We start from the raw sequence: 19,977 nt of genomic DNA on the forward strand, positions 1-19,977 counted from the left end.
TAAATGGGTAAAACGAAAATCGGGCCAACCGCTCAGGCGCGGGGCTTGCGCAACCGCGAGCCGCTCCATTGCACGCCGATCATCAACGGCAGCAGCATGACCAGAAATATCAGCGTGTAGGCACTGCTGATCTCCAGTCGCATGGAGGCATAGGCATCCGCCAGCCCCACCGGCAGCGTCTTGGTCAGCGGGGTGTGCAGCATCCAGGTCAGGTTGAACTCGCCCACCGACAGGGTGAGGGTCATCAGCGCACCGCTGATGATGCCGCCCTTGCAGTTGGGCACCACCACATCAATAAAGCGGCGGAAAAAACCGGCCCCCAGACTGGCGGCGCCCTCTTCCAGCGTCTTGAAGTTGATGCTGTGCAGCACCGCCAGCACGGCGCGCACCATGAACGGCAGGGTGTAGAGCACATGGCCGATAAGGATAAACAGCCAGCTGGTGCGCAATCCGTGCACGCCGCCATAGGCGATGATCAGCGCCAGTGCGATGGCCAGGCCGGGAATTGCCACCGGCAGCACGATCAGCTCTTCAAAGATGCGCGCCCAGCGGCTGCTGGACGACGCCAGATAATAGGCCGCCGGCACACCCACGATCAGGTTGACCGCCAGGGTCGCCAATGCCAGCTGCAGAGTCAGCCAGAGAGTATCGCTGTACAGCGCCAGCACCTCCTCGATCCAGCGCAGCGTCAGGCCGCTGGAGAGCCCCTGGAAGTAGTTATTGGTGAGCCCCGCGGCCACGGACATCAACACGGGCACCACCATGAAGGCGCAGATCAACAGGGTAAAACCCAGCTGCAGGTAATAGGACAGGGATCGTTTCATGACGGTCTCCTCAAGCCGCTGGCGTGGTATTGGCGCCGGATACCGAGCGCGCCAGCAACAGCACCAGCCAGGTGATCAGGCCCAGCAGAATGCTCAATGCCGCCGCCATGGCCACATTGGCACCCAGGGTGAATTCGGTGTAGATGGTCATCGGCATCACGTTGATGCCACTGGCCAGCGCAAAAGCGGTGCCGAAAGCCCCCATGGAAGTGGCAAAACAGATGGCACCACTGGCGATCAGCGCCGGTTTCAGCGCCGGGATAATCACATCCCGCAGTACGTGCAGCCGTGAAGCGCCCATGGAACGCGCCGCCTCTTCCAGCATCACGTCCATTTTTTCCACCGCCGACATCACCGTGATCAGCACCCGCGGGATGGAAAAGTAGATGTAGCCGACAAACAGCCCAACGATGGAGTAGGCAAAGGTCCAGCGTGAGCCGTCCAGCAACAGGCCCAGCTCGGCACTCAGTCCCTGACGTCCGCCCAGCATGATCACCAGAAAACCGACCACTACGCCCGGAAAGGCCAGCGGGAAGGTCAGCAGCGACACCAGCGCCGACTGGCCGGGAAAGCGATTGCGAGCCAGAAACATGCCCGCCACCAGCGCTATGGTCAGGGTCGTCAAAGTGGTAGCGATCGACAGCACCAAGGTCTGCAGCAGGCTGCTCAGATAGCGGCTATCGGTCAGGGCGTGCCAGTAGGTCATGCCCCCCTCTTCGCCGCCGATCGAGATCAGGATCAGCTTGCCCATGGGGATCAGGAAAAAGGCACAGGTGATGATGAGCACCGGCAGCATCATCAGGTACAGAGGTCGGGTTAATCGCGCGGACATGGATGTTCTCAACAACAGGAATCAAGAGGAGACCGGACCGAGTCCGGTCTCCGCCGGTCAATCAGTTCAACTGATCGAGGTAGCGCTTCTGGAAATCCCCCTGCACCTCGGCCATCTTCTTGTAGTCGACGGGCTTGGCACGGGCATATTCGGACGCAGGCAGGAACTTGGCTTTCACGTCCTCCGGCATGGCATCGGGGCGCACCGGACGCAGGAAGGCATTGGCCCAAACCGCCTGCCCCTTGTTGGACAGTACAAAGTCGAGAATCTTGCGACCCTTCTCCGGGTTGGGCGCATTCTTCACCAGGCTCATCACGTAAGGCACCACAACACTGCCTTCTTCCGGAATGACAAACTGAATGTTGGCCCCGTCCTTGTACTTGGCGCGGTAAGCGTTGAAATCGTAGTCCAGCATGATCGGAATCTCGCCGGACAGCACACGCGAATAAGCTGTCTGCTTCGGCACGATGGGATGATTCTGCTTCAGTTTGGCAAAGTAACTCAGGCCCGGCTCGAAGTTATTCAGGTCACCACCCAAGGCACCATTCACCGCCACGGCACCGGCATAGCCCACAAAAGCGCTGGACGGGTCCAGATAGCCGACCATCCCCTTGTAGGTGGGATCAAGCAGGTCCTGCCAGCTTTTCGGCACCGGCTTGCCATCCAGGGCATCCACGTTGACGAACAGACCGATAGTGCCTGAGTGGATGGTGAACCATTGGCCATTGGGGTCTTTCAGACCTTCCGGAATCTGATCCCAGTTGGCCGGCTTATAGGCTTCGGTCACGCCCTTCTCGGCCGCAGTGATACCGAAAGACACGCCGTAGTAAGCCACATCCGCTACCGGGTTGTTCTGCTCCGCCAACAGCTGAGACAGGGTCTGGCCGGAGTTTTTGTTGTCGAACGGAATGCTGTAACCCAACTCTTCTTTGATCACTTTAAGCTGAGTGCCCCAGTCCGCCCACTGCGGCGGGCAGTTGTAGCAGATGGCATCGGCTGCCTGAGCGGTACCGCTTATAACGCTGGCGGACAGGGCCAATGCGGAAGTCAATTCGAACGCACGTCGTTTAAGCATCGTCTTTACTCTCATTGAATAATTGAAAGGGTGTATCCTGGGTTTTGCCGGGGGTGCTGCCATCACGAATAACAGATGTCTCGGCCAGTGTTCCGCCTGCCACCAGCTGATAGCCAAGCTTGCGTCCGGTACCGGACGAGGTATCGTTCAACTGCGTCAGCAGCAGATCAACGGCGGCACTGCCGATTTCTAGATTGGGGGTACGGATGCTGGTCAGCGCGGGAGCACGCAAGGCGCCCGCCTGGATACCGTCGAAACCGACAATGGATATTTCATCCGGGACGCGCTTGCCCATTCGCTCAAGCTGAGCAATGGCAGCCAACGCCAACAGGTCATTGGAGCAGAACCAGGCCGTCGGCGATTCTTCCGACTGTTCATATACCGCCGTCAGGGCCTGCTGCAGCCCGGTAGCATTGACCGGATCGACCTGTACCAGCTGCGCCAGTGCCACCCCTGCATATTTGAGTCCGGCCAGGAAACCGGCATGGCGATCACGTGCCCGGTCGGTGCGAATGAACTCGCCCGATATCATGCCGATACGCGTATGCCCCTGCGCCAAAATCCGCTCGGCCACCTCGGCGGCAGCACGAAAGTTGTCCACACCGATATAGCCCGCCACACGGTGACGTGGCACATTGTGCATCAGGCAATAGGGAAATCCGGCTTCGTCCAGTCGCTGCAGCGCGGCACTGGCCGCCGCATCATTGACCGTCAGCAGAATGCCATCCACCTGATAGGCCAACAGGTTTTCGACGGCACCCAGTTCCAGCGCGTCATCGTAATCGGACGACAAAATCAGCGGTGTATAGCCCAGTTCACGCGCCCGTTGCTGCAGGCCCGCCGCCGTTTCGGCAAACACCGGGTTGGTCAGACTGGGAATGATCACGCCCAGCGTCATGCTGCTGGCAGATTTAAGCGCCCGTGCCGCCATACTCGGACGATAGCCCAGAGCCTGTATCGCCGCTTCGACCTTCTCGACCGTCTCTGCTCGCACCGCTCCCTTGCCGTTGACGACACGGGAGACCGTGGCGACGGAAAGTCCGCAGTGCTGCGCTATATCCTTGATGGTAACGGGTTTGACCATGAATGCCTCCTTTCGTGTTGGGAGGCACTATAGATTCGTTTTTTTACACCCGTGTTAACGTTTAACTACAGGATGTAATCGTTTACATATACGTATCATCTCAGGATAAGAAACCCGACCAGGCCCCGCATTCCTAATGTGCAGTAACAACCTGAAGTATCATTTACCGATCCTGATCCTGTTCGAAAAAGGCAAACCCGCCTTCGACCACCAAAGCAATAAGAGGAATCAGCACAAGAGCCATCGGCAGCAGGAAAGGCCAGCCATATACCAGAAACCCCAACACCACGGCTGAATCCATCAGTGCCGCCCAGCCACTGCCATTCACTATCACCACAGCGATGGTGAACAAATAGATCAACGTAGCGATACCAAGGCTTTTACTGGAAAACATATTCACGATGAACTTGAACCCTGTCCAATTGAGAACGCGGCGTTTGACCACGTGGGATGCAAGGCAGTATACAGGAGAGATAACTACAAGCCGGATGCCGCCCGGCCTGCCATCACACGCACAAGGAGTGAGTAAAAATGCTGTTGGATACAAATAAGTCCGTATTGGTTGTAATCGATGTGCAGGCCAAACTGCTGCCCGGCGTACATGAACAGCAGCGGCTCGTGGACAACTGCAAGTGGCTGACCCGGCTGGCTCAACTGATGGCAGTGCCGGTAATCGGATCCGAACAATACCCTCAGGGGCTGGGGCACACTGAAGAAGGCCTGCGTGAACTGATCGGTGCTGACAGGTTGTACGGCAAGGCTCACTTCGCCTGCATTGATGACCCAGACTTTGGCAACGCCTTCCGTAAGCTGGACCGAAAACAGGCGGTCCTCTGCGGCATGGAATCCCATGCTTGTGTAATACAGTCCGCTCTGCGCCTGCTCGAAGAAGGATACGAAGTATTCGTGATTGCCGACTCCATCTCCGCACGTAACCCGCTTGATACCGAAGTGGCCCTGCGTCGAATGGAAAAGGAAGGCGTCAGGTTACTTACCCGCGAAATGGCAGGATTCGAATGGGTACGCAGCTCCGACGCCCCCCAATTCAAAGCCTTCAGTATGGAATTTCTGCGCTGATTGATGACGCCCCGGTCACCTTTCGCCGGGGCCACCCTCTTCGCAATACTGAACAAGACTGTTTACATGGCACAAAATCGCCACCCTGACCGTATACAAAACGACTATGAAAACCTGACTCACCGTGCAAGCCGCCGACAAATGGCGGTAACATCTTGATTTATAATTTCTATTCATGTGCTTATATCAGCTCTTCAAATCGTGGACCCTGAGCAAAAATGCACATGCGCAGGATTAAACTTTTAGCAATACAGGAAGCTACATGAAAAATTTAAATTCTTTTTTACTCTTATTAGTTGTAACCGTCCGGGATGCGACAACTAGGGTTGCTTGTCAAACACCTTCACGCCCGCCGGAATCTCGAACCAGTCCTGCTTTTCGCTGACCCAGGCATGGGCCACCGGCTGGATCAACCGGGTGTCGGACAGATTGCTGGGCTTGAGTTTGATCTGATCCGGCTGATCCGGGTTGTAGTGATAGATACGGTTGCCACAGCCGGGGCAGAATTTGGCAGCACTGACATTGCCGCTCTCCGCCGGACGCTGCCAATGTGCCATCTCGCCACTGAATACGACGCTTTTGGCATCCACCATGGCGGTAATACTGAAGGCACTGGTCGACAGTTTCTGACACTCCCTGCAGTGACAAGCAACGACCATCTGCGGTGGCTCCAGCAGTTCATAGGATACCTGGCCACATTGGCATGACCCCTTGATCGGATATTTGATCGCGTCCAACGTATTCACCTTTCTATCAGGTTGATAAAGACCGCCTACTGCGGCGGCTCGTTTTCCTTCGGCTCCGACATCACCGCGATCACTTCGGCATCCTGCTCGCCTTCCGCCAGGTAGATATGACCGATGGCACTGTTGAAGTAAGCGGTTTCACGCTCCCCCAGACTGATCGTTTCACCGGTTTCGAAGTGAATGCGGATGCGGCCAGACAGTACCATGGTGAATTCCTGCCCCGGATGACGCACAAAGTCGTCAAATTCGCTCAGGTCCCGCGCCATGATACGGGCATAGATCGGCATCATGCTACGGCCGGGGAATTCGCCGGCGATGGGGTGATATTCATAGTTGCCGGTGGCGTAACCGGGAGCCTCGGATATTTTGACGCTGACCACGGTGGGGCGTGCCGCCGAGTCGGCCTGTTCATCCGGGTTGAACAACTGTGACAGCTCGATGTTCAGTGCTCGGGCGGCGGCGGCAAGCTTGTCATAGCTGACCGTAGCCTGGCCCAGCTCCATTTTCGACAGCGTCGACAGTGCGACACCGCACTGTTCCGACAGCTGCTTGAGGGTAAGCTTCTGTTGCTTGCGATGCTTTCTCAGGCGCGCACCGACCAGTACTCGATCAATGAGCGGGTGGGCCTGTTGCAAAGAATGTGACTCGATTGTCATTGACGTGTTACGGCAAAGCCGGGCTGTGCGTGTGGCATTAGTGTATCCCGAAATCGACTTGACTTTAAAATTCTCATATCTGATATTCTCACATCAGAGAAAATAATGCAGACTAATACTCGGCATTGATAGTGCCGATATCCAAACCCGTACCCAACGAGACTGATAATAATGACTGATTCTATCCAGCGCTTCCCCAGCGACCTGCCGCTTCCGTTCTCCCGTGCCGTCAAGGCCGGTGGCTTTCTGATGCTGTCAGGTCAGGTCCCCATGACAGCGAACGGTGAAGTGGTCCTCGGCACCATTGAAGAGCAAACCGAAACCGTGATGACGCGTATAGGCGAGACACTGGCACACTGCGGGGCCGATTTTTCTCAAGTGGTTAAAGTCACCGTGTGGCTGTCCGACATGCAGCACTTTGCCGGTTTCAACGAAGTCTACAAGCGCTATTTTGAAGCCGGCCTGCCGGTACGCTCCACTGTAACAGCAGGCCTGGCACTGGGCGTGGACGTTGAAGTCGAGGTACAGGCCTGGGTCGGCGAGAGCTGAACAGGTGCTGACGGCACGAAACAACAGGCAACGGTGGAGCCACTGCCCATGAAGGAAATACTCAAGATCGCCGGTGCATTTGTCGGCGTCCTGGTGGGTGCGGGGTTTGCCTCGGGCCAGGAAATCCAGGTATTTTTCGTCAACTTCGGCCTCTGGGGACTTGCGGGAACATTACTGAGTGCCGCTGTTTTCGTGTTCCTGGGCATGGCCCTGGCCGGTATGGGCAGCCGCCTTCAGGCAACCTCTCACAAGGAGCTTGTATACGCCATTTGCGGCCCCGCCCTTGGCTGGCTGGTCGATGGCATGATCACCTTTTTCATGTTTGCGGTCACCGTCGTCATGCTGGCCGGAGCCGGTGCTCTGATGGAACAGCAGTTCGGCCTGTCGGCACTGCTGGGCAGCGCGCTGGTCACGGTTTTCATCATTACCGTGGTATGTCTGGACATACGGCGCGTCATCACATTGATCGGCTCCGTCACACCGGTCCTGGTCATGGTATCGCTGGCTATTGCCGCCTATGCCGTGTTGACGCGAGAAGCGGACCTGAACGCATTGGAAGCCGTTGCCGAGACTCAAACACCCGGTGCTCGCTATTGGTGGCTGGGCGCCCTGCTGTACGTGTCCTACAACATCGTCGCAGGCGTTCCGATTCTGGCCATTATGGGCGGGGCCGTCGCCAATGAACGCAAGGCGGCCTGGGGCGGCCTGCTCGGCGGTGCCATTCTGGGTGGACTGATGCTGGTCATCGCCATGGCGTTGCTGTCACGCCTGGACAGTATCGCGGGGGCCCCCATGCCCATGCTGCTTCTGGTACAGGAAGTGTCGCCCGCCCTGTCGGTACTGGTCGCAATGGTAATTCTGGGCATGATCCTGAATACCGCCGTGGGCGCTCTGTACGCATTTACGGCACGTTTCCTGCCCGCTGGCACCCGACAGTTTCGCTTTGGCGCCATCGGCATAGGCCTCGCCGCCTATGGCGGCAGTCTGGTCGGTTTTGTTAGTCTTGTCGGCCAGGTGTATCCATTTTTTGGCTACCTGGGCTTTTTCCTGATGGCCGCGATTCTGTTCGCCTGGATACGTCAGCGCCGAGCAGGCGCAGCCCCGGCAGTCGCGATCGAACAAAGAGGTAACTGATTGATGTCACGCGAGATTCTGGTTTTAGGTGCCGGTATGGTAGGTGTTTCGGTAGCCTGGCATCTGCAGCAGCGCGGGCACCAGGTGACCTTGGTCGATCGCAACACACCAGGGCGGGAAACCTCGTTTGGCAATGCCGGCCTGATTCAACGTGAGGCCGTACGTCCCTACGCCTTCCCGCGCGACTTGAAAACGCTGCTGCGGGTACTGCCCAACCGGGATATCGATATCCGTTACCAGATGGGCGGACTGTTCAAGTTTGCCGGTCCGTTGCTGCGCTACTGGAACCAGTCAACGCCCTCACGCTATGCAAGGATTGTCCCCGAGTATGCGGCACTGATCGAGCAGTCGCTGGATACCCACGCGGAAATGATCCGAGCAGCCAAAGCCGAATCGCTGATGAGCCAGGATGGCTATATCGAAGTTTTCCGCTCCTCCCGTGCGCTGGCGGCGGGACAGCAAATGGCTGATGAGGTCCAGACGCATTTCGGCGTCACTCACCAAACCCTGGATGCCGCTGCCCTGGCCCGAATGGAGCCGGGACTGACTCGAGATCTGGTCGGTGGTATTCACTGGACACAGCCCTGGAACGCATCCTCACCCGGCGGCCTGGTCGCCGCTTATGCTCTTGCATTTCAGCAGGCTGGAGGGCAGTGGCTACAGGCCGAACTGCACTCGCTGGAGCCTCATCAATCAGGCTGGCAGGCCTGTGCTGGACAGGATCGCATCCAGGCTGAACAGGTGGTTGTGGCACTGGGGCCCTGGTCGACTGACTGGCTGAAGAAACTGGATATTGCGCTGCCACTGTTTGTCAAACGCGGTTACCACATGCATTACGCCAATGCGGAGCAGACACCCCTCAAGCACTGGCTGCTGGACTCCGAAGTCGGCTATGTGCTGGCCCCCATGCAAACGGGGATCCGCCTGACCAGTGGTGCCGAACTCGCAACCCTGGATGCCAAACGGCGCTACCAGCAGTTGGAAGCGGCCGAAAACGCTGCCCGTCGCTTTTTCCCGTTGGGCGAGCGCCTGGATGCAGAGCCCTGGATGGGTGGACGTCCCTGCATGCCTGATATGAAGCCGGTGATTGGCCCGTCACATAAACACCCCGGACTCTGGCTGGCAGTGGGTCATGGACATCAGGGCTTCACCCTTGGCCCCGCGACCGGCAAGCTTTTGGGCCAGATGATGGATGGCGAGACCCCGGATATCGATATGCACCCCTACCGGGTGGAGCGATTCTAGCCCTCTGCCGGTTGAGGTCTGAGCACCGGGTACACGCGGTGGATATCCGAACGTATCCACCGCTTCCCTGCCGGAAATCTTCGCCTCCACCAATCAATTGCCAGTCGATGGCAACAGGCAGACCCTTGCCTTCAGACCTGCTCGACTGATGGCCGAGATCGCGCACCTGTTCCATCAGTAGGTTCATGCCATTGATCCCGCACTCTATACACCTGATTCTCACGCCTGATGCCCTGATCTGATGGTCACGCGCTAACTGCCTTGCGCCTCAGCCAGCGCAGTGCCGGTCGAGCGTATTTTACGCTGCTCCTGATACAGCACGATCAGGGTGGTGATACCCATGAACGTGGCCGTCGCCCAGAACAGGCTGGTATGCCAGCCTCGGTCCAGCATGAAACCGAACAGGATCGGCCCGACCACGCCACCGATATTGAAGCCGGTCGAGACGATGCCGAAGGTGCGTCCTTCCGCACCGGCCGGAGAAGCCGCTCGCACCAGCATGTCGCGTGACGGGGCAACCACACCGGCCAGGAAACCGGTCGCGCCCAGCACCAGTGCCAGCATCAGTGGCGACAGCGGTACACTCGCCACCACCATCGCCAGACAGGCCGCCAGCGCAAAAGCGATTCCCGCCAGAGAACCGTGTCGCTGAGTCAGGTCAGCCAGCACACCACCGGCCAGAACGCCGAACGCGGTCGAGAACAGAAACACCGTCAGCGCCCGGTTGGCGTCCGACAATGACACATCGAATCCGCCCACCAGTGCCGATACCGAGAACTGCTCGATCGAGCCGGTGCTCAGGTTCAACATCATGAACAGCAACATCAGGATTGCCAGTGAGGCCAGCGGTGTAGACAGTGGCCGCTGTTCGGCTCGGGACGACTCGGCGGCCTCCCGCTCCGACGGTACCTGTTCCCTGCCCGGTGCCACCAGGGCAAACACCAGCAACCCGGCTCCGGCCGCGACCGCGAAGGCCCAGCGCGGCTCCAGCATCATCGCCACCCCGATCATCACCGGCGGGGCCAGCGCACCACCCAGAAAACCCGAGAAGGTATGTACCGAGAACGCCCGCCCCATGCGTTCCGGTGCCATGCCACGGGACAGCAGCGCGTAATCCGCCGGGTGATAAACGCCATTGGCCAGCCCCGCCAGCGCCATGGCCACCAGCAGACAGGTGTAGGTCGGTATGGCCGCCACCAGCCCGAAACTGAAGGCGCCCAGCAGCAGCGCGGCCAGCAGCATGCGCTTGGCCCCAAGCCGGTCGACCATGAAACCGAGCGGAATCTGCACCAGCGCCGTGACAATGTTGAATACGCCGATGGCGATGCCCAGCTCGACAAAACCGACCTCCATCACGCCGGGCAGCAGCGGCAACAATGCGGGCACCGTCATGATATGCAGGTGGCTGATCAGATGGGCCGCCGAGACCTGCGCCAGCAGGCCGTTCCGTGTCACGTTCACCTTTAACTCTCCTTGCCGCTTACTACTGGGCTGATGACGGGGAATAACCGAGTATAACGGCACCCCCGTATAACCGAGATACTTTCGTCTCAGGCATAGACCGGGTAACGGCGGCACAACGACAGCACCTGCTCCCGCACCCGTGCAATAACAGCATCACGGTCGGCAGATTCCAGTGCATCCAGCACATCACACAGCCAACCGGCCAGCTGTTCGCACTCTGCCACACCGAAACCACGGGTGGTCACCGCCGGAGTGCCGATGCGCAGGCCCGAAGTAACAAAGGGCGAGCGCGGATCATTGGGCACCGAGTTTTTGTTGGCAGTAATCCAGGCTTTGCTCAGCGCGGCATCCGCCTCCTTGCCGGTGTAGTCACGACCGATCAGGTCGATCAGCATCATGTGGTTGTCCGTACCGCCGGATACGATCTTGTAGCCACGTGCCTGAATCACCTCGGCCATGGCGCGAGCATTGATCACGACCTGTTGTTGATATGCCTTGAACTCGGGCGCCAACGCTTCCTTGAACGCCACCGCCTTGGCCGCCACCTGATGCATCAGTGGGCCACCCTGTACTCCAGGAAATACAGCCGAGTCCAACCGCTTATAGAAATCCTCGCCCTGCCCTCTGGACAGAATCAGGCCGCCACGCGGGCCTCTCAGTGTCTTGTGGGTGGTGCTGGTGACCACATGGGCATGGGGCAAGGGATCAGGATATTCACCAGTCGCCACCAGGCCGGCCACATGCGCCATATCGACCCAGAACAGCGCCCCACCTTGTCGGCGATGGCCCGCATACGGGCCCAGTCCTTGCGACGTGAATAGGCGGAAAAACCGCCGATCAGCAGCTTGGGACGGTTTTCCAGTGCGATGCGCTCCATCTCGTCGTAATTGATCAAACCGGTTTCAGAATCCAGGCCATAAGGCACGATGTTGTAATGCCGACCGGAGAAACTAGACGGGTTGCCGTGGGTCAGATGACCGCCCTGTGCCAGGTTCATCCCCATCACGGTATCACCCGGCTGTACCAACGCCAGAAAGATCGCCGCATTGGCCTGAGCCCCCGCGTGTGGCTGCACGTTGGCATAATCGCAGTCGAACAGCTCTTTGGCCCGCTCAATGGCCAACTGTTCCACTTGATCCACATATTCACAGCCGCTGTAATAACGGCGTTTTGGATAGCCCTCGGCATACTTGTTGGTGAACACCGTGTTCTGCACCCTCATCACCAGTGGACTGGCGTAGTTTTCAGATGCGATCAGCTCCACATGCTCTTCCTGACGGCGCACTTCCTGCCGTACCGACTCGGCCAATGCGGCATCAAAAGTTTCCAGTGTGAGGGATGAATCATACATATCAGTTATTTCCTCAGATTCGGATGGATAAATAATCAATGGCGCTGCAAGGCACCGCGGCTGGCAACAGGTAAACCTGGCCTTGCGTGAGATTATTTATAGCGTGAAAATGGACTGACCAACCCATCCACTTTATTAAGAATAACCAGACCAATACTGGAGTTGGTCGGCTCTTTTGAGGCGGGTAACGCCGTATCCCGCTCCCATCCTGGCACGCCCCGAAGAGGCCATAATCGATGTTCAAACATTCCCAGCTCGAATCGGTAAAAGCCTGGCTGATCCACCCGAACCATGCGGATCTGCCACTGTATGCCCGTATTCAGCGCGCCATTCGGCAACTGATTCTCGACGGTGCTCTGGGACCCGGAAAACCGCTGCCCGCCTCACGAGCGCTGGCCGGGTCACTGCAGGTGTCACGTGATACGGTTGAAGCCGCCTATACCCAGTTACATGCAGAAGGCTACATCGAACGCCGAGTCGGCAGTGGCAGCTTCGTATCAGAGCGGACCCGACTGTCGCGCCGCAGCCTGACGCGACGTACCCGGAGCCCCAGAATACTGGCCCCCGAGCTCAGCCGACGCGGCAGCGCCATGTATGACAGCGGCGGCGTACGCGAAGCTTTGTCACCCCGCCCGTTTTCGCCGGGTATCCCCGAAACACGCCTCTTCCCGCTGCCGCTCTGGACACGATTGGAACGTCAGGTGATAAAAGAATGGGGCACGACGGCACTGCTGCACAGCGATCCTCAGGGCACCACAGCACTGCGTCAGGCCATTGCCGATTACGTGAATCTGGAACGAGGCGGCCGCGCCACGCCCGAACGAATACTGGTCCTCACCAGCTCGCAACAGGGGATGACGCTCTGTGCCCAGAACCTGATGGATGCCGGTGATGCCATCTTCATCGAAGACCCGGCGTACTACGGCGCCCGCCGCGCCTTCGATGCGGCCGGGCTGAAATCGATCCCCATTGCCGTCGACCGGCAAGGCCTGCAGGTCGACCTGCTACAGCAAAGCCCTCATCCGGCCAAAGCGGTATTCCTGACGCCTTCGCACCAATTTCCCAGCGGTGCCACCCTGTCACTGGATCGACGTCTGGCCCTGATCGAATGGGCCCGGCAGCACAACGCATGGATCATCGAAGATGACTATGACAGCGAATTCCACTACGCAGGCAAGCCTACCGCCTGCGTACAAGGACTGGATCCTTATGACCGCACCATCTACATCGGCACCTTCACCAAATCACTGTTCCCCGGACTGCGCATTGGCTACCTGGTACTGCCACCTCAGCTGGTAAAACCACTGACCACCGCCCGTACCCTGATCGATGGCCACAGCGCCCCCTTGCCACAGCTGACACTGGCTCGCTTCATGGAAAGCGGCCACTTCAACGCCTATGTCCGCCAGATGCGCGGTCTCTATGCCGAGCGATTGAAGGTACTGGACGAATTGGTACAGCAGTACCTGACCGGTTTTGTCGAGCCCCGCCCACCCATCGGCGGCCTGCAGATGCCCTGCATACTGACCTGTAATACCCCCGAAACCGATGTCATCACGGCTGCGCGGCGACAGGGGCTGGACCTGATGGGATTAAGTGGACTACACGCTTCAGGCGTGGGCACTGCCGGGTTTCTACTCGGTTTTGCAGCCTATACCCCGGAAGAGATGTGTGCCGCCATAAAAACACTGGCACGGGTGTTCAGAAAGCTCCAAAAGTAAGGTTTGAAGGTTTGCATTCGCTTCACGACTGGCAACATAATCCCTATCCAGGCAGGATCGCCGACACTTCCGAAAGGACTCGAAAATGCTCCAGGAAGGCTTCACATTTTCCGCTCTGGCCATGGTGCTCTTCGTGACGGCAACCGACTATCTGTTGCGCCACCTATGCCGCCACCTGCTCAGCAAGCCGATGCTACTGGCCTGTTTGTTGTTTTTCATCGGGCTGACCGGAGTAGTTCTGTACATATCCGATCATCTGTATGCCGTGCTGGGAGAGTTCACTTTCGCCGTACAGCTGTCCGCCTTTTTCTCCATTTTCACCTGCCTGCATGCCTGGCTGTATCAGCCCGACAGCGATAAACGGCCGGATATTCATCCGACCTATATCGACAAGTACTGAAGCCCAAGGCCCTGTCTCAGGTCTCATCTCCTTTTGAGCGTCGCATCAACAGCAGCACACAAGCCACCGCCACCAGTGCGACAATCGCCGCCACCTCAAACAGGGCGCTGAAGCCTGCCTGGTATCCCTGCAAGGCAAACGATGACGCCAGCGGACTGCCTTCATACTCGGCCCGCATCCACTCACCGGCCGCCACGGATGTCACCAGATCCGCTGTCAACCAGCAGCCCGACGGAGGACACAGCTGTACCTGCAGTTCCGCACGAACACCACTGAGCAGCACCGATGACAAACCGGCATACCCTATCAACATGGCCAGAAAGCGCGCGGTTGTACTGATTCCCGAGGCCATGCCAACCTGATCGGCCGACACCGTACCCAGGATGGCTTTTTGGGTTTCTCCGTTGATCAGGCCACCACCGGCTCCCAGACACGCCATGCAGATAAAGAACCCCATCGAACTGTCGGCCTTCACCGCCGCCGCCAGGCCCAGATTACCCAGCGCAATAATCGCCAAGCCCAGTCCCAGCAATTGCCAGGATTGCAGCCAGGCCGACAATCGCCGACCGACCATGGGAAAGATCAACATGGCCAGTGCAAACGGCAGGAGTGCAACCCCCGTCCAAACCAGTGACACACCCAGTCCCTTCTGCAGATAGACAGGCAAAAAGGCCGCCATCACCTGCGCGGCAGCGGCATACCCCAGCATAGCGGCAACCGCCCCCACAAAAGCGGGTGAAGCAAATAATCGCAGCTGCAGCATGGGGTTGGACACGGCCAGCTCACGCACAATAAAAGCGGTGAGCAACACGGCTCCGGCCAACAACGGTCCGAGTACCAGAGCACTGCTCCAGCCAATTTCAGGGCCACGAATCAGACTCCAGCTCCCGGCCAACATGGTCAGGCTGAACAGAGCCGCTCCCAGCCAGTCGAACGCCTGCGGACGCGGTGCACTGGACTCGTCGATTAACCGCATGACTTGCCACATCAACAGAGCACAGATCGGCATCATCATACCCAGCGCCCAGCGCCACCCAAGCCCGGCTCCCACCAGACTGCTCAATAAGGGTGCCGTTACCATGGTCAAACCCATCAGACTGCCCCAGATAGCCCAAGCCTTGACCGCCTCTTCCGGCGCCCGGAAGGTCTGCCCGATGATAGCCAGCGCCGGCGCCAACAAAAACGCGGCCCCAGCTCCCTGCAGAATTCGAGCGGCAATCAGTAACCCCACCTCGGGCGCCAGCCCTGAGGCCAGTGCGGCACCACCATACAGGCCCAGCCCCAGCAACAAGATCCGCTTGCGACCATAATGGTCGGCCAGTGCCCCGGCTACCAGCAACAGGGACGCAAAACTGAGCAAAAACCCACTCATGACCCATGCCATCTGGGCAAAGTCGACCCCCATGTCCGCCACCAGCATCGGCATGATGACACCCAGCAAGTTGGTATCAAAAATGGTCAGTGCGCAGGCCGCCGACGCCGTCAGCAGCACCGACCGCTGCCGGTTTTCCGCCTTCATATACGACGCTCCTGTATCGGAGCCAATTCATATTCAGCGCTTCTGTACACGCATCAACCCCATTATTGTTTTCAAGGAAACTCGCAGGGTAGCGGCCTCCGTACCATTGGGGAAGGCTCACATCGGTCAATATGGATGGGTACAGATCCATCATATTAACGCTGCCCCTCATTCTGTACCCATTAAATATTACTTTTTTATACCTGAACCTATCAGCAATACAGGCGTAGTCTGGCGCCATCGAAAACCGGTGAGGCGTATCCCACGATCCAGCAGCAGTGGCCCCTCCCTGCTTCCTATGAACGCGGCGCAACTCGCTGGACACGATACCCCCGAACAAACTGATTTCAATCCGAGGAATTCCATGTACGACACAGCCCTGATGCTGGCCCGGATACAGTTTGGCTTTACTGTATCCTTCCACATCATTTTCCCGGCCATCACCATCGGCCTGGCAAGCTACCTGGCCGTTCTGGAAGGCTGCTGGCTACGCAGCCAAAACCCGGTGTTCAAGCAGCTGTACCAGTTCTGGAGCCGCATCTTTGCGCTCAACTTCGGCATGGGCGTCGTTTCCGGCGTGGTCATGGCCTACGAGTTCGGCACCAACTGGCCCGAATTTTCGCGTTTTGCGGGCAGCATCACCGGCCCCCTGCTGACCTATGAGGTCCTGACCGCCTTCTTCCTTGAAGCCGGTTTTCTGGGCGTCATGCTGTTCGGCTGGAACCGGGTGGGCGGCCGACTGCACTTCTTCGCCACCCTGATGGTCGCGCTGGGCACGCTGGTGTCCGCGACCTGGATTCTGGCCTCCAACAGCTGGATGCAAACACCGGCGGGCTTCGAGGTTGTGGACAATCAGGTGATTCCCACCGACTGGATGGCGATCATCTTCAACCCGTCATTTCCCTACCGACTGGTCCATATGGTGCTGGCGGCCTTTCTCAGTACCGCACTGATGGTCGCGGCCAGCGCCGCCTGGCACCTGCTCAAAGGCAAGAACACACCAGCCATTCGCAAGATGCTGACCATGGCCCTCGGCATGCTGGTGGTCACCGCTCCGCTACAGATGCTGGCCGGTGATTTTCACGGCCTGAATACGCTGGAACACCAGCCGGCCAAGGTCGCCGCCATGGAGGGACACTGGCGCAACGAGGAACCGGGCGCGGGCGTGCCCCTGCTGCTGTTCGGCTGGCCGGACAACGACGCCGAGACCACCCGCTTTGCCGTTGGCATTCCCCGTTTGGGCAGCCTGATCCTGACCCACAGCTGGGACGGCACCTTCCCCGGCCTGTCGGAGTTCCCGGCCGACGAGCGTCCCAATGCCGCCGCCGTTTTCTGGTCATTCAGGGTGATGGTCGGCCTGGGACTGCTGATGTTCCTGCTGGGTATCTGGGGCATCTGGGCCTGGCTCAAAGGTCGGCTGTTCCAGAGCCGTACCCTGCTCCGCTTTACCCTGCTGATGGGACCCTCCGGGCTGATCGCGCTGCTGGCCGGCTGGTTCACAACCGAGCTGGGCCGGCAGCCCTGGGTGATCTACGGCCTGATGAAAACCGCCGATGCCGGCAGCAATCACAGCACGTCGACCCTGGTGTTCTCTTTGGGACTGCTGGTGATCGTATACGGCCTGATCTTCGGTACCGGCATCCGCTACCTGCTGCGTCTGATCGGCCGGGGACCCGATCAGGACATTGACACAACGCTTTCCACCATCCGTCCGACCTCCCCGTCGGATATGCATCCGGGAGACTGACATGGGTATCGATACTGCCCTGATCTGGGCCGTCATCATTCTTTTTGGCGTATTGCTGTACGTGGTTGCCGATGGTTTCGACCTGGGCGTCGGGATACTGTTCCCGCTGGTGCCCGACAAGGAGAACCGCGACTGCATGATGGCCAGCATCGCACCGATCTGGGACGGCAATGAAACCTGGCTGATCCTTGGCGGCGCCGGGCTGATGGCCGCCTTTCCATTGGCCTACGCCGTCATTCTGAGCGCGCTGTATATTCCGGTGCTGATGATGCTGATCGGGCTGATTCTGCGCGGTGTGGCGTTCGAGGCCCGCGCCAAGGCCAGCCCCCGCAGCCGCCACCTGTGGGACAAGGCCTTTTTCGCCGGTTCACTGCTCGCCACCTTTTTCCAGGGCGTGATACTGGGGGCCTACCTATCCGGACTACCGGTGGAAAACAATACCTTCAGCGGTCATGCCCTGAGCTGGATCAGCCCCTTTGCGCTGTTCTGCGGCATTGCGCTGATCGCTGCCTACACTCTACTGGGATCGACCTGGCTGATCATGAAAACCGAAGGCCGCCTGCAGCAACGCATGCGCCGCCTGAGCCGGCCGCTGGTCGGGCTGCTGATGGCCGTCATCGTGCTGGTGTCGATCTGGACGCCGCTGGCCCATGAAGCCATTGCCGAGCGCTGGTTCAGCCTGCCCAACCTGTACTGGCTGGCCCCGTTACCGGTGTTCACCGCTCTGGCGTGTCTGTGGTTGCTGAAGATGGTCGATCGAGGCGAAGCCGGACCGTTCGTGATGAGCCTGATCGTCATGGCGCTGGGCTTTCTGGGACTCGGCATCAGCCTCTGGCCCAATGTCATCCCGCCCTCGATCAGCATCTGGGAGGCCTCGGCGCCGGTGGCCAGCCAGGGCTTCGCTTTGGTCGGCGCCCTGTTGATCATTCCGGTAATTCTGACCTACTCGGTCTGGTCCTATTACGTCTTCCGAGGCAAGGTACACGCCGAGGATGGTTACCACTGACAGGCTGTCCGCCTGAGCCCGAGTGACAACCACCCGGGCTCAGGGTCGCCAAGGGCGCTTGGATCAGTATTGCTCAGCCTGCTGATCGATGGTCGCGTAGATTTCGTAATCTCCACCCTTTTTCATCAGCAGTACTTGATACGGCTGGAAGCGTTCGCCCATTTCCATCCCCGGACTGCCCATCGGCATGCCGGGTACCGTCAGCCCCAGTGCACCCTCGGGCGGATCAGCCAGGAACTGCTTCACCAGTCTGGCCGGCACATGGCCCTCGAACAGATACCCGGACTCGGAAACCGCCGTATGACAGGAATGGAAACGCCCTTGAATGCCCAAATCCAGTTTCATTTGGGTCAGATTCTGGGGGTGGAAGTTTTTGATTCCGAAACCGTTTTCTTCCGCATGTTCGGCCCAATCAATACAGCACCCACAGGTCGGGCTTTTATAGACGTTCAGATGTTCGGCCCCTGCCGTCTTCAGCATCTCGTTGACGGTCGAAGAGTCGGCAGAGGTTGCGGATGGGGTCGGCCCGGCTTGAACCGTCCCGGCACCCAACACTACCAGAGCAGAAACAATGGAAACGACGATATTCTTGCGTATTGCAAACATGATGTATCTCCCGATGATCGGTACCGAGTATTCAATCTGAGGGTACCGGTTAATCATAAAAAACCGCTTTGATCAGGCAACCCGGCTCAGCCGTGGGGGCTGGTAAGGCGGTTCGGGAGGGTGGTCGGTCAAGCGCTGTGACACGGGGGGAGGTAAAGCACGAACCTGTGCCAGAGTCACCTGAACCGGCGCGATGCCGATCCATGCCGTCCCCAGGGCACATTTGATAACACAGGTCGCCGCCGAATCGGCACAGCAATCGTCCGGCATCTGCGCATGGCAGTTGCCATCTGCCGATACACAGGGCATTTCATGGCTGCTCAACAGAGAAGATGGCGCCATCGTGTGTCCCCCGGCCTGGACCGACAACTGTCCAACCAAAAGTACCAGACCCAGCAGCATCAGCGGCAGGACCGGGTACATTGTCTGTGTGCGGTTTTTGGGCTGCGATTTCGACACGGGTGCTCACTGTGACGATGAGTGAAAAAGACGGACCAGAAGCCTGCCTCTTCCAGTATACCATCGAGGTCGGCAAACAGTAGGAACACAAACGGCGCTTATGGTTCCCCTAGCACGGCGGGCCCGACCTCCAGGTATCAATGACTGCTGCCGGCCGAGAACAGATTGATCACCAGGATTCCGGCCACAATCAGCGTCATGCCCGCCATGGTTGCCGGATCCAACTTTTGGCCATGTAGCCACCAACCAGCCAAAGCCACCAGAACCAACCCTACACCGGACCAAATCGCGTACGCGACACCAACAGGAATGGTCTTCAACGTCAGTGACAGGCAATAAAACGCAATCAAATAACCAACCACCACGATGATGGAGGGCAGAGGACGAGAAAAGCCTTCACTGGACTTAAGCGCCGAGGTCGCTACGACTTCGGCCACAATTGCGATAGAAAGAAACAGCCAATTTTGCATGCTTTTATCCTG

At 58.6% G+C, this 19,977-nt stretch carries 20 protein-coding genes and 1 pseudogene; 8 read left to right on the forward strand and 13 right to left on the reverse strand.

Annotation, left to right across the window (positions count from 1 at the left end; genetic code table 11):
• Window positions 1-32 precede the first annotated feature (32 nt).
• The 5 genes from H1S06_RS12965 to H1S06_RS12985 form a co-directional block, all read right to left on the reverse strand.
• Window positions 33-824, reverse strand: coding sequence for an ABC transporter permease (locus tag H1S06_RS12965; RefSeq protein ID WP_181740855.1), 792 nt, complete (start codon window positions 822-824; stop codon window positions 33-35).
• Between the two features lie 10 nt (window positions 825-834).
• Window positions 835-1,656 (reverse strand): ABC transporter permease, encoded by an 822-nt coding sequence (locus H1S06_RS12970; RefSeq protein WP_181740857.1) that lies wholly within the window; start codon window positions 1,654-1,656, stop codon window positions 835-837.
• 61 nt (window positions 1,657-1,717) lie between these two features.
• Window positions 1,718-2,731, reverse strand: coding sequence for an ABC transporter substrate-binding protein (locus H1S06_RS12975; protein WP_181740859.1), 1,014 nt, complete (start codon window positions 2,729-2,731; stop codon window positions 1,718-1,720).
• The gene (locus H1S06_RS12980; RefSeq protein WP_181740861.1) at window positions 2,724-3,815 is read right to left on the reverse strand and encodes a LacI family DNA-binding transcriptional regulator; all 1,092 of its coding nucleotides are present in this window, start codon (window positions 3,813-3,815) and stop codon (window positions 2,724-2,726) included. Before H1S06_RS12980 ends, H1S06_RS12975 begins: the two co-directional genes overlap by 8 nt.
• Window positions 3,816-3,978: 163 nt before the next feature.
• A complete protein-coding gene (locus H1S06_RS12985; RefSeq protein ID WP_181740863.1) occupies window positions 3,979-4,215 on the reverse strand; it encodes a hypothetical protein in 237 nt (78 codons plus the stop codon).
• A 131-nt stretch (window positions 4,216-4,346) separates the two neighbouring features.
• Here H1S06_RS12985 and H1S06_RS12990 point away from each other — a divergent pair, with 131 nt between their 5' ends.
• Window positions 4,347-4,892 (forward strand): hydrolase, encoded by a 546-nt coding sequence (locus H1S06_RS12990; protein WP_181740865.1) that lies wholly within the window; start codon window positions 4,347-4,349, stop codon window positions 4,890-4,892.
• A gap of 320 nt (window positions 4,893-5,212) precedes the next feature.
• Here H1S06_RS12990 and H1S06_RS12995 read toward each other — a convergent pair whose 3' ends face one another.
• Window positions 5,213-5,620 carry a GFA family protein gene (locus H1S06_RS12995; RefSeq protein WP_181740947.1) on the reverse strand — a complete coding sequence of 136 codons (408 nt, stop codon included), beginning with the start codon at window positions 5,618-5,620 and terminating at the stop codon, window positions 5,213-5,215.
• Between the two features lie 44 nt (window positions 5,621-5,664).
• The gene (locus H1S06_RS13000) at window positions 5,665-6,294 is read right to left on the reverse strand and encodes a helix-turn-helix domain-containing protein (RefSeq protein WP_181740867.1); all 630 of its coding nucleotides are present in this window, start codon (window positions 6,292-6,294) and stop codon (window positions 5,665-5,667) included.
• 171 nt (window positions 6,295-6,465) lie between these two features.
• Between H1S06_RS13000 and H1S06_RS13005 the strand changes: the two genes are divergently transcribed.
• The 3 genes from H1S06_RS13005 to H1S06_RS13015 are packed head-to-tail and all read left to right on the forward strand — an operon-like array spanning window position 6,466 to window position 9,222.
• Entirely contained in the window at window positions 6,466-6,843 is a 378-nt protein-coding gene (locus tag H1S06_RS13005) for a RidA family protein (protein WP_181740869.1), read from the forward strand.
• 48 nt (window positions 6,844-6,891) lie between these two features.
• The gene (locus H1S06_RS13010) at window positions 6,892-7,977 is read left to right on the forward strand and encodes a YkvI family membrane protein (RefSeq protein ID WP_181740871.1); all 1,086 of its coding nucleotides are present in this window, start codon (window positions 6,892-6,894) and stop codon (window positions 7,975-7,977) included.
• Between the two features lie 3 nt (window positions 7,978-7,980).
• On the forward strand, window positions 7,981-9,222 hold the full coding sequence (locus H1S06_RS13015; protein ID WP_181740874.1) for an NAD(P)/FAD-dependent oxidoreductase: 1,242 nt from the start codon (window positions 7,981-7,983) through the stop codon (window positions 9,220-9,222).
• Between the two features lie 252 nt (window positions 9,223-9,474).
• On the opposite strand, the gene H1S06_RS13020 is transcribed toward H1S06_RS13015, so the two are convergent.
• Window positions 9,475-10,683: an MFS transporter gene (locus H1S06_RS13020; RefSeq protein WP_220183873.1), complete on the reverse strand. Its 1,209-nt coding sequence runs from the start codon at window positions 10,681-10,683 to the stop codon at window positions 9,475-9,477.
• An 89-nt stretch (window positions 10,684-10,772) separates the two neighbouring features.
• Window positions 10,773-12,037, reverse strand: a pseudogene (glyA, locus tag H1S06_RS13025) (serine hydroxymethyltransferase).
• Between the two features lie 236 nt (window positions 12,038-12,273).
• Between glyA and pdxR the strand changes: the two are divergent.
• Together pdxR and H1S06_RS13035 are read left to right on the forward strand one after the other, a co-directional pair.
• Window positions 12,274-13,758 carry a MocR-like pyridoxine biosynthesis transcription factor PdxR gene (gene pdxR / locus H1S06_RS13030; protein ID WP_181740876.1) on the forward strand — a complete coding sequence of 495 codons (1,485 nt, stop codon included), beginning with the start codon at window positions 12,274-12,276 and terminating at the stop codon, window positions 13,756-13,758.
• A gap of 85 nt (window positions 13,759-13,843) precedes the next feature.
• Window positions 13,844-14,158, forward strand: coding sequence for a hypothetical protein (locus tag H1S06_RS13035; protein ID WP_181740878.1), 315 nt, complete (start codon window positions 13,844-13,846; stop codon window positions 14,156-14,158).
• A gap of 16 nt (window positions 14,159-14,174) precedes the next feature.
• Here H1S06_RS13035 and H1S06_RS13040 read toward each other — a convergent pair whose 3' ends face one another.
• Window positions 14,175-15,677, reverse strand: coding sequence for an MFS transporter (locus tag H1S06_RS13040; RefSeq protein ID WP_181740880.1), 1,503 nt, complete (start codon window positions 15,675-15,677; stop codon window positions 14,175-14,177).
• Between the two features lie 364 nt (window positions 15,678-16,041).
• Between H1S06_RS13040 and H1S06_RS13045 the strand changes: the two genes are divergently transcribed.
• Together H1S06_RS13045 and cydB are read left to right on the forward strand one after the other, a co-directional pair.
• Window positions 16,042-17,424 (forward strand): cytochrome ubiquinol oxidase subunit I, encoded by a 1,383-nt coding sequence (locus H1S06_RS13045; RefSeq protein WP_181740882.1) that lies wholly within the window; start codon window positions 16,042-16,044, stop codon window positions 17,422-17,424.
• 1 nt (window position 17,425) lies between these two features.
• Window positions 17,426-18,430 (forward strand): cytochrome d ubiquinol oxidase subunit II, encoded by a 1,005-nt coding sequence (gene cydB / locus H1S06_RS13050; RefSeq protein WP_181740884.1) that lies wholly within the window; start codon window positions 17,426-17,428, stop codon window positions 18,428-18,430.
• A gap of 63 nt (window positions 18,431-18,493) precedes the next feature.
• On the opposite strand, the gene H1S06_RS13055 is transcribed toward cydB, so the two are convergent.
• The 3 genes from H1S06_RS13055 to H1S06_RS13065 all read right to left on the reverse strand — a co-directional run bounded on the left by H1S06_RS13055 (window position 18,494) and on the right by H1S06_RS13065 (window position 19,965).
• Complete coding sequence (locus H1S06_RS13055; protein ID WP_220183874.1) at window positions 18,494-19,036, reverse strand: DUF411 domain-containing protein; 543 nt, start codon at window positions 19,034-19,036, stop codon at window positions 18,494-18,496.
• A 72-nt stretch (window positions 19,037-19,108) separates the two neighbouring features.
• Window positions 19,109-19,495, reverse strand: coding sequence for a hypothetical protein (locus H1S06_RS13060; protein WP_181740886.1), 387 nt, complete (start codon window positions 19,493-19,495; stop codon window positions 19,109-19,111).
• Window positions 19,496-19,632: 137 nt separating this feature from the next.
• Window positions 19,633-19,965 carry a DMT family transporter gene (locus H1S06_RS13065; RefSeq protein WP_181740888.1) on the reverse strand — a complete coding sequence of 111 codons (333 nt, stop codon included), beginning with the start codon at window positions 19,963-19,965 and terminating at the stop codon, window positions 19,633-19,635.
• Between the last annotated feature and the right edge of the window lie 12 nt (window positions 19,966-19,977).

The sequence above is a fragment of the Marinobacterium marinum genome (assembly GCF_013868415.1).
GTDB classification, from domain to species: domain Bacteria; phylum Pseudomonadota; class Gammaproteobacteria; order Pseudomonadales; family Balneatricaceae; genus Marinobacterium; species Marinobacterium marinum.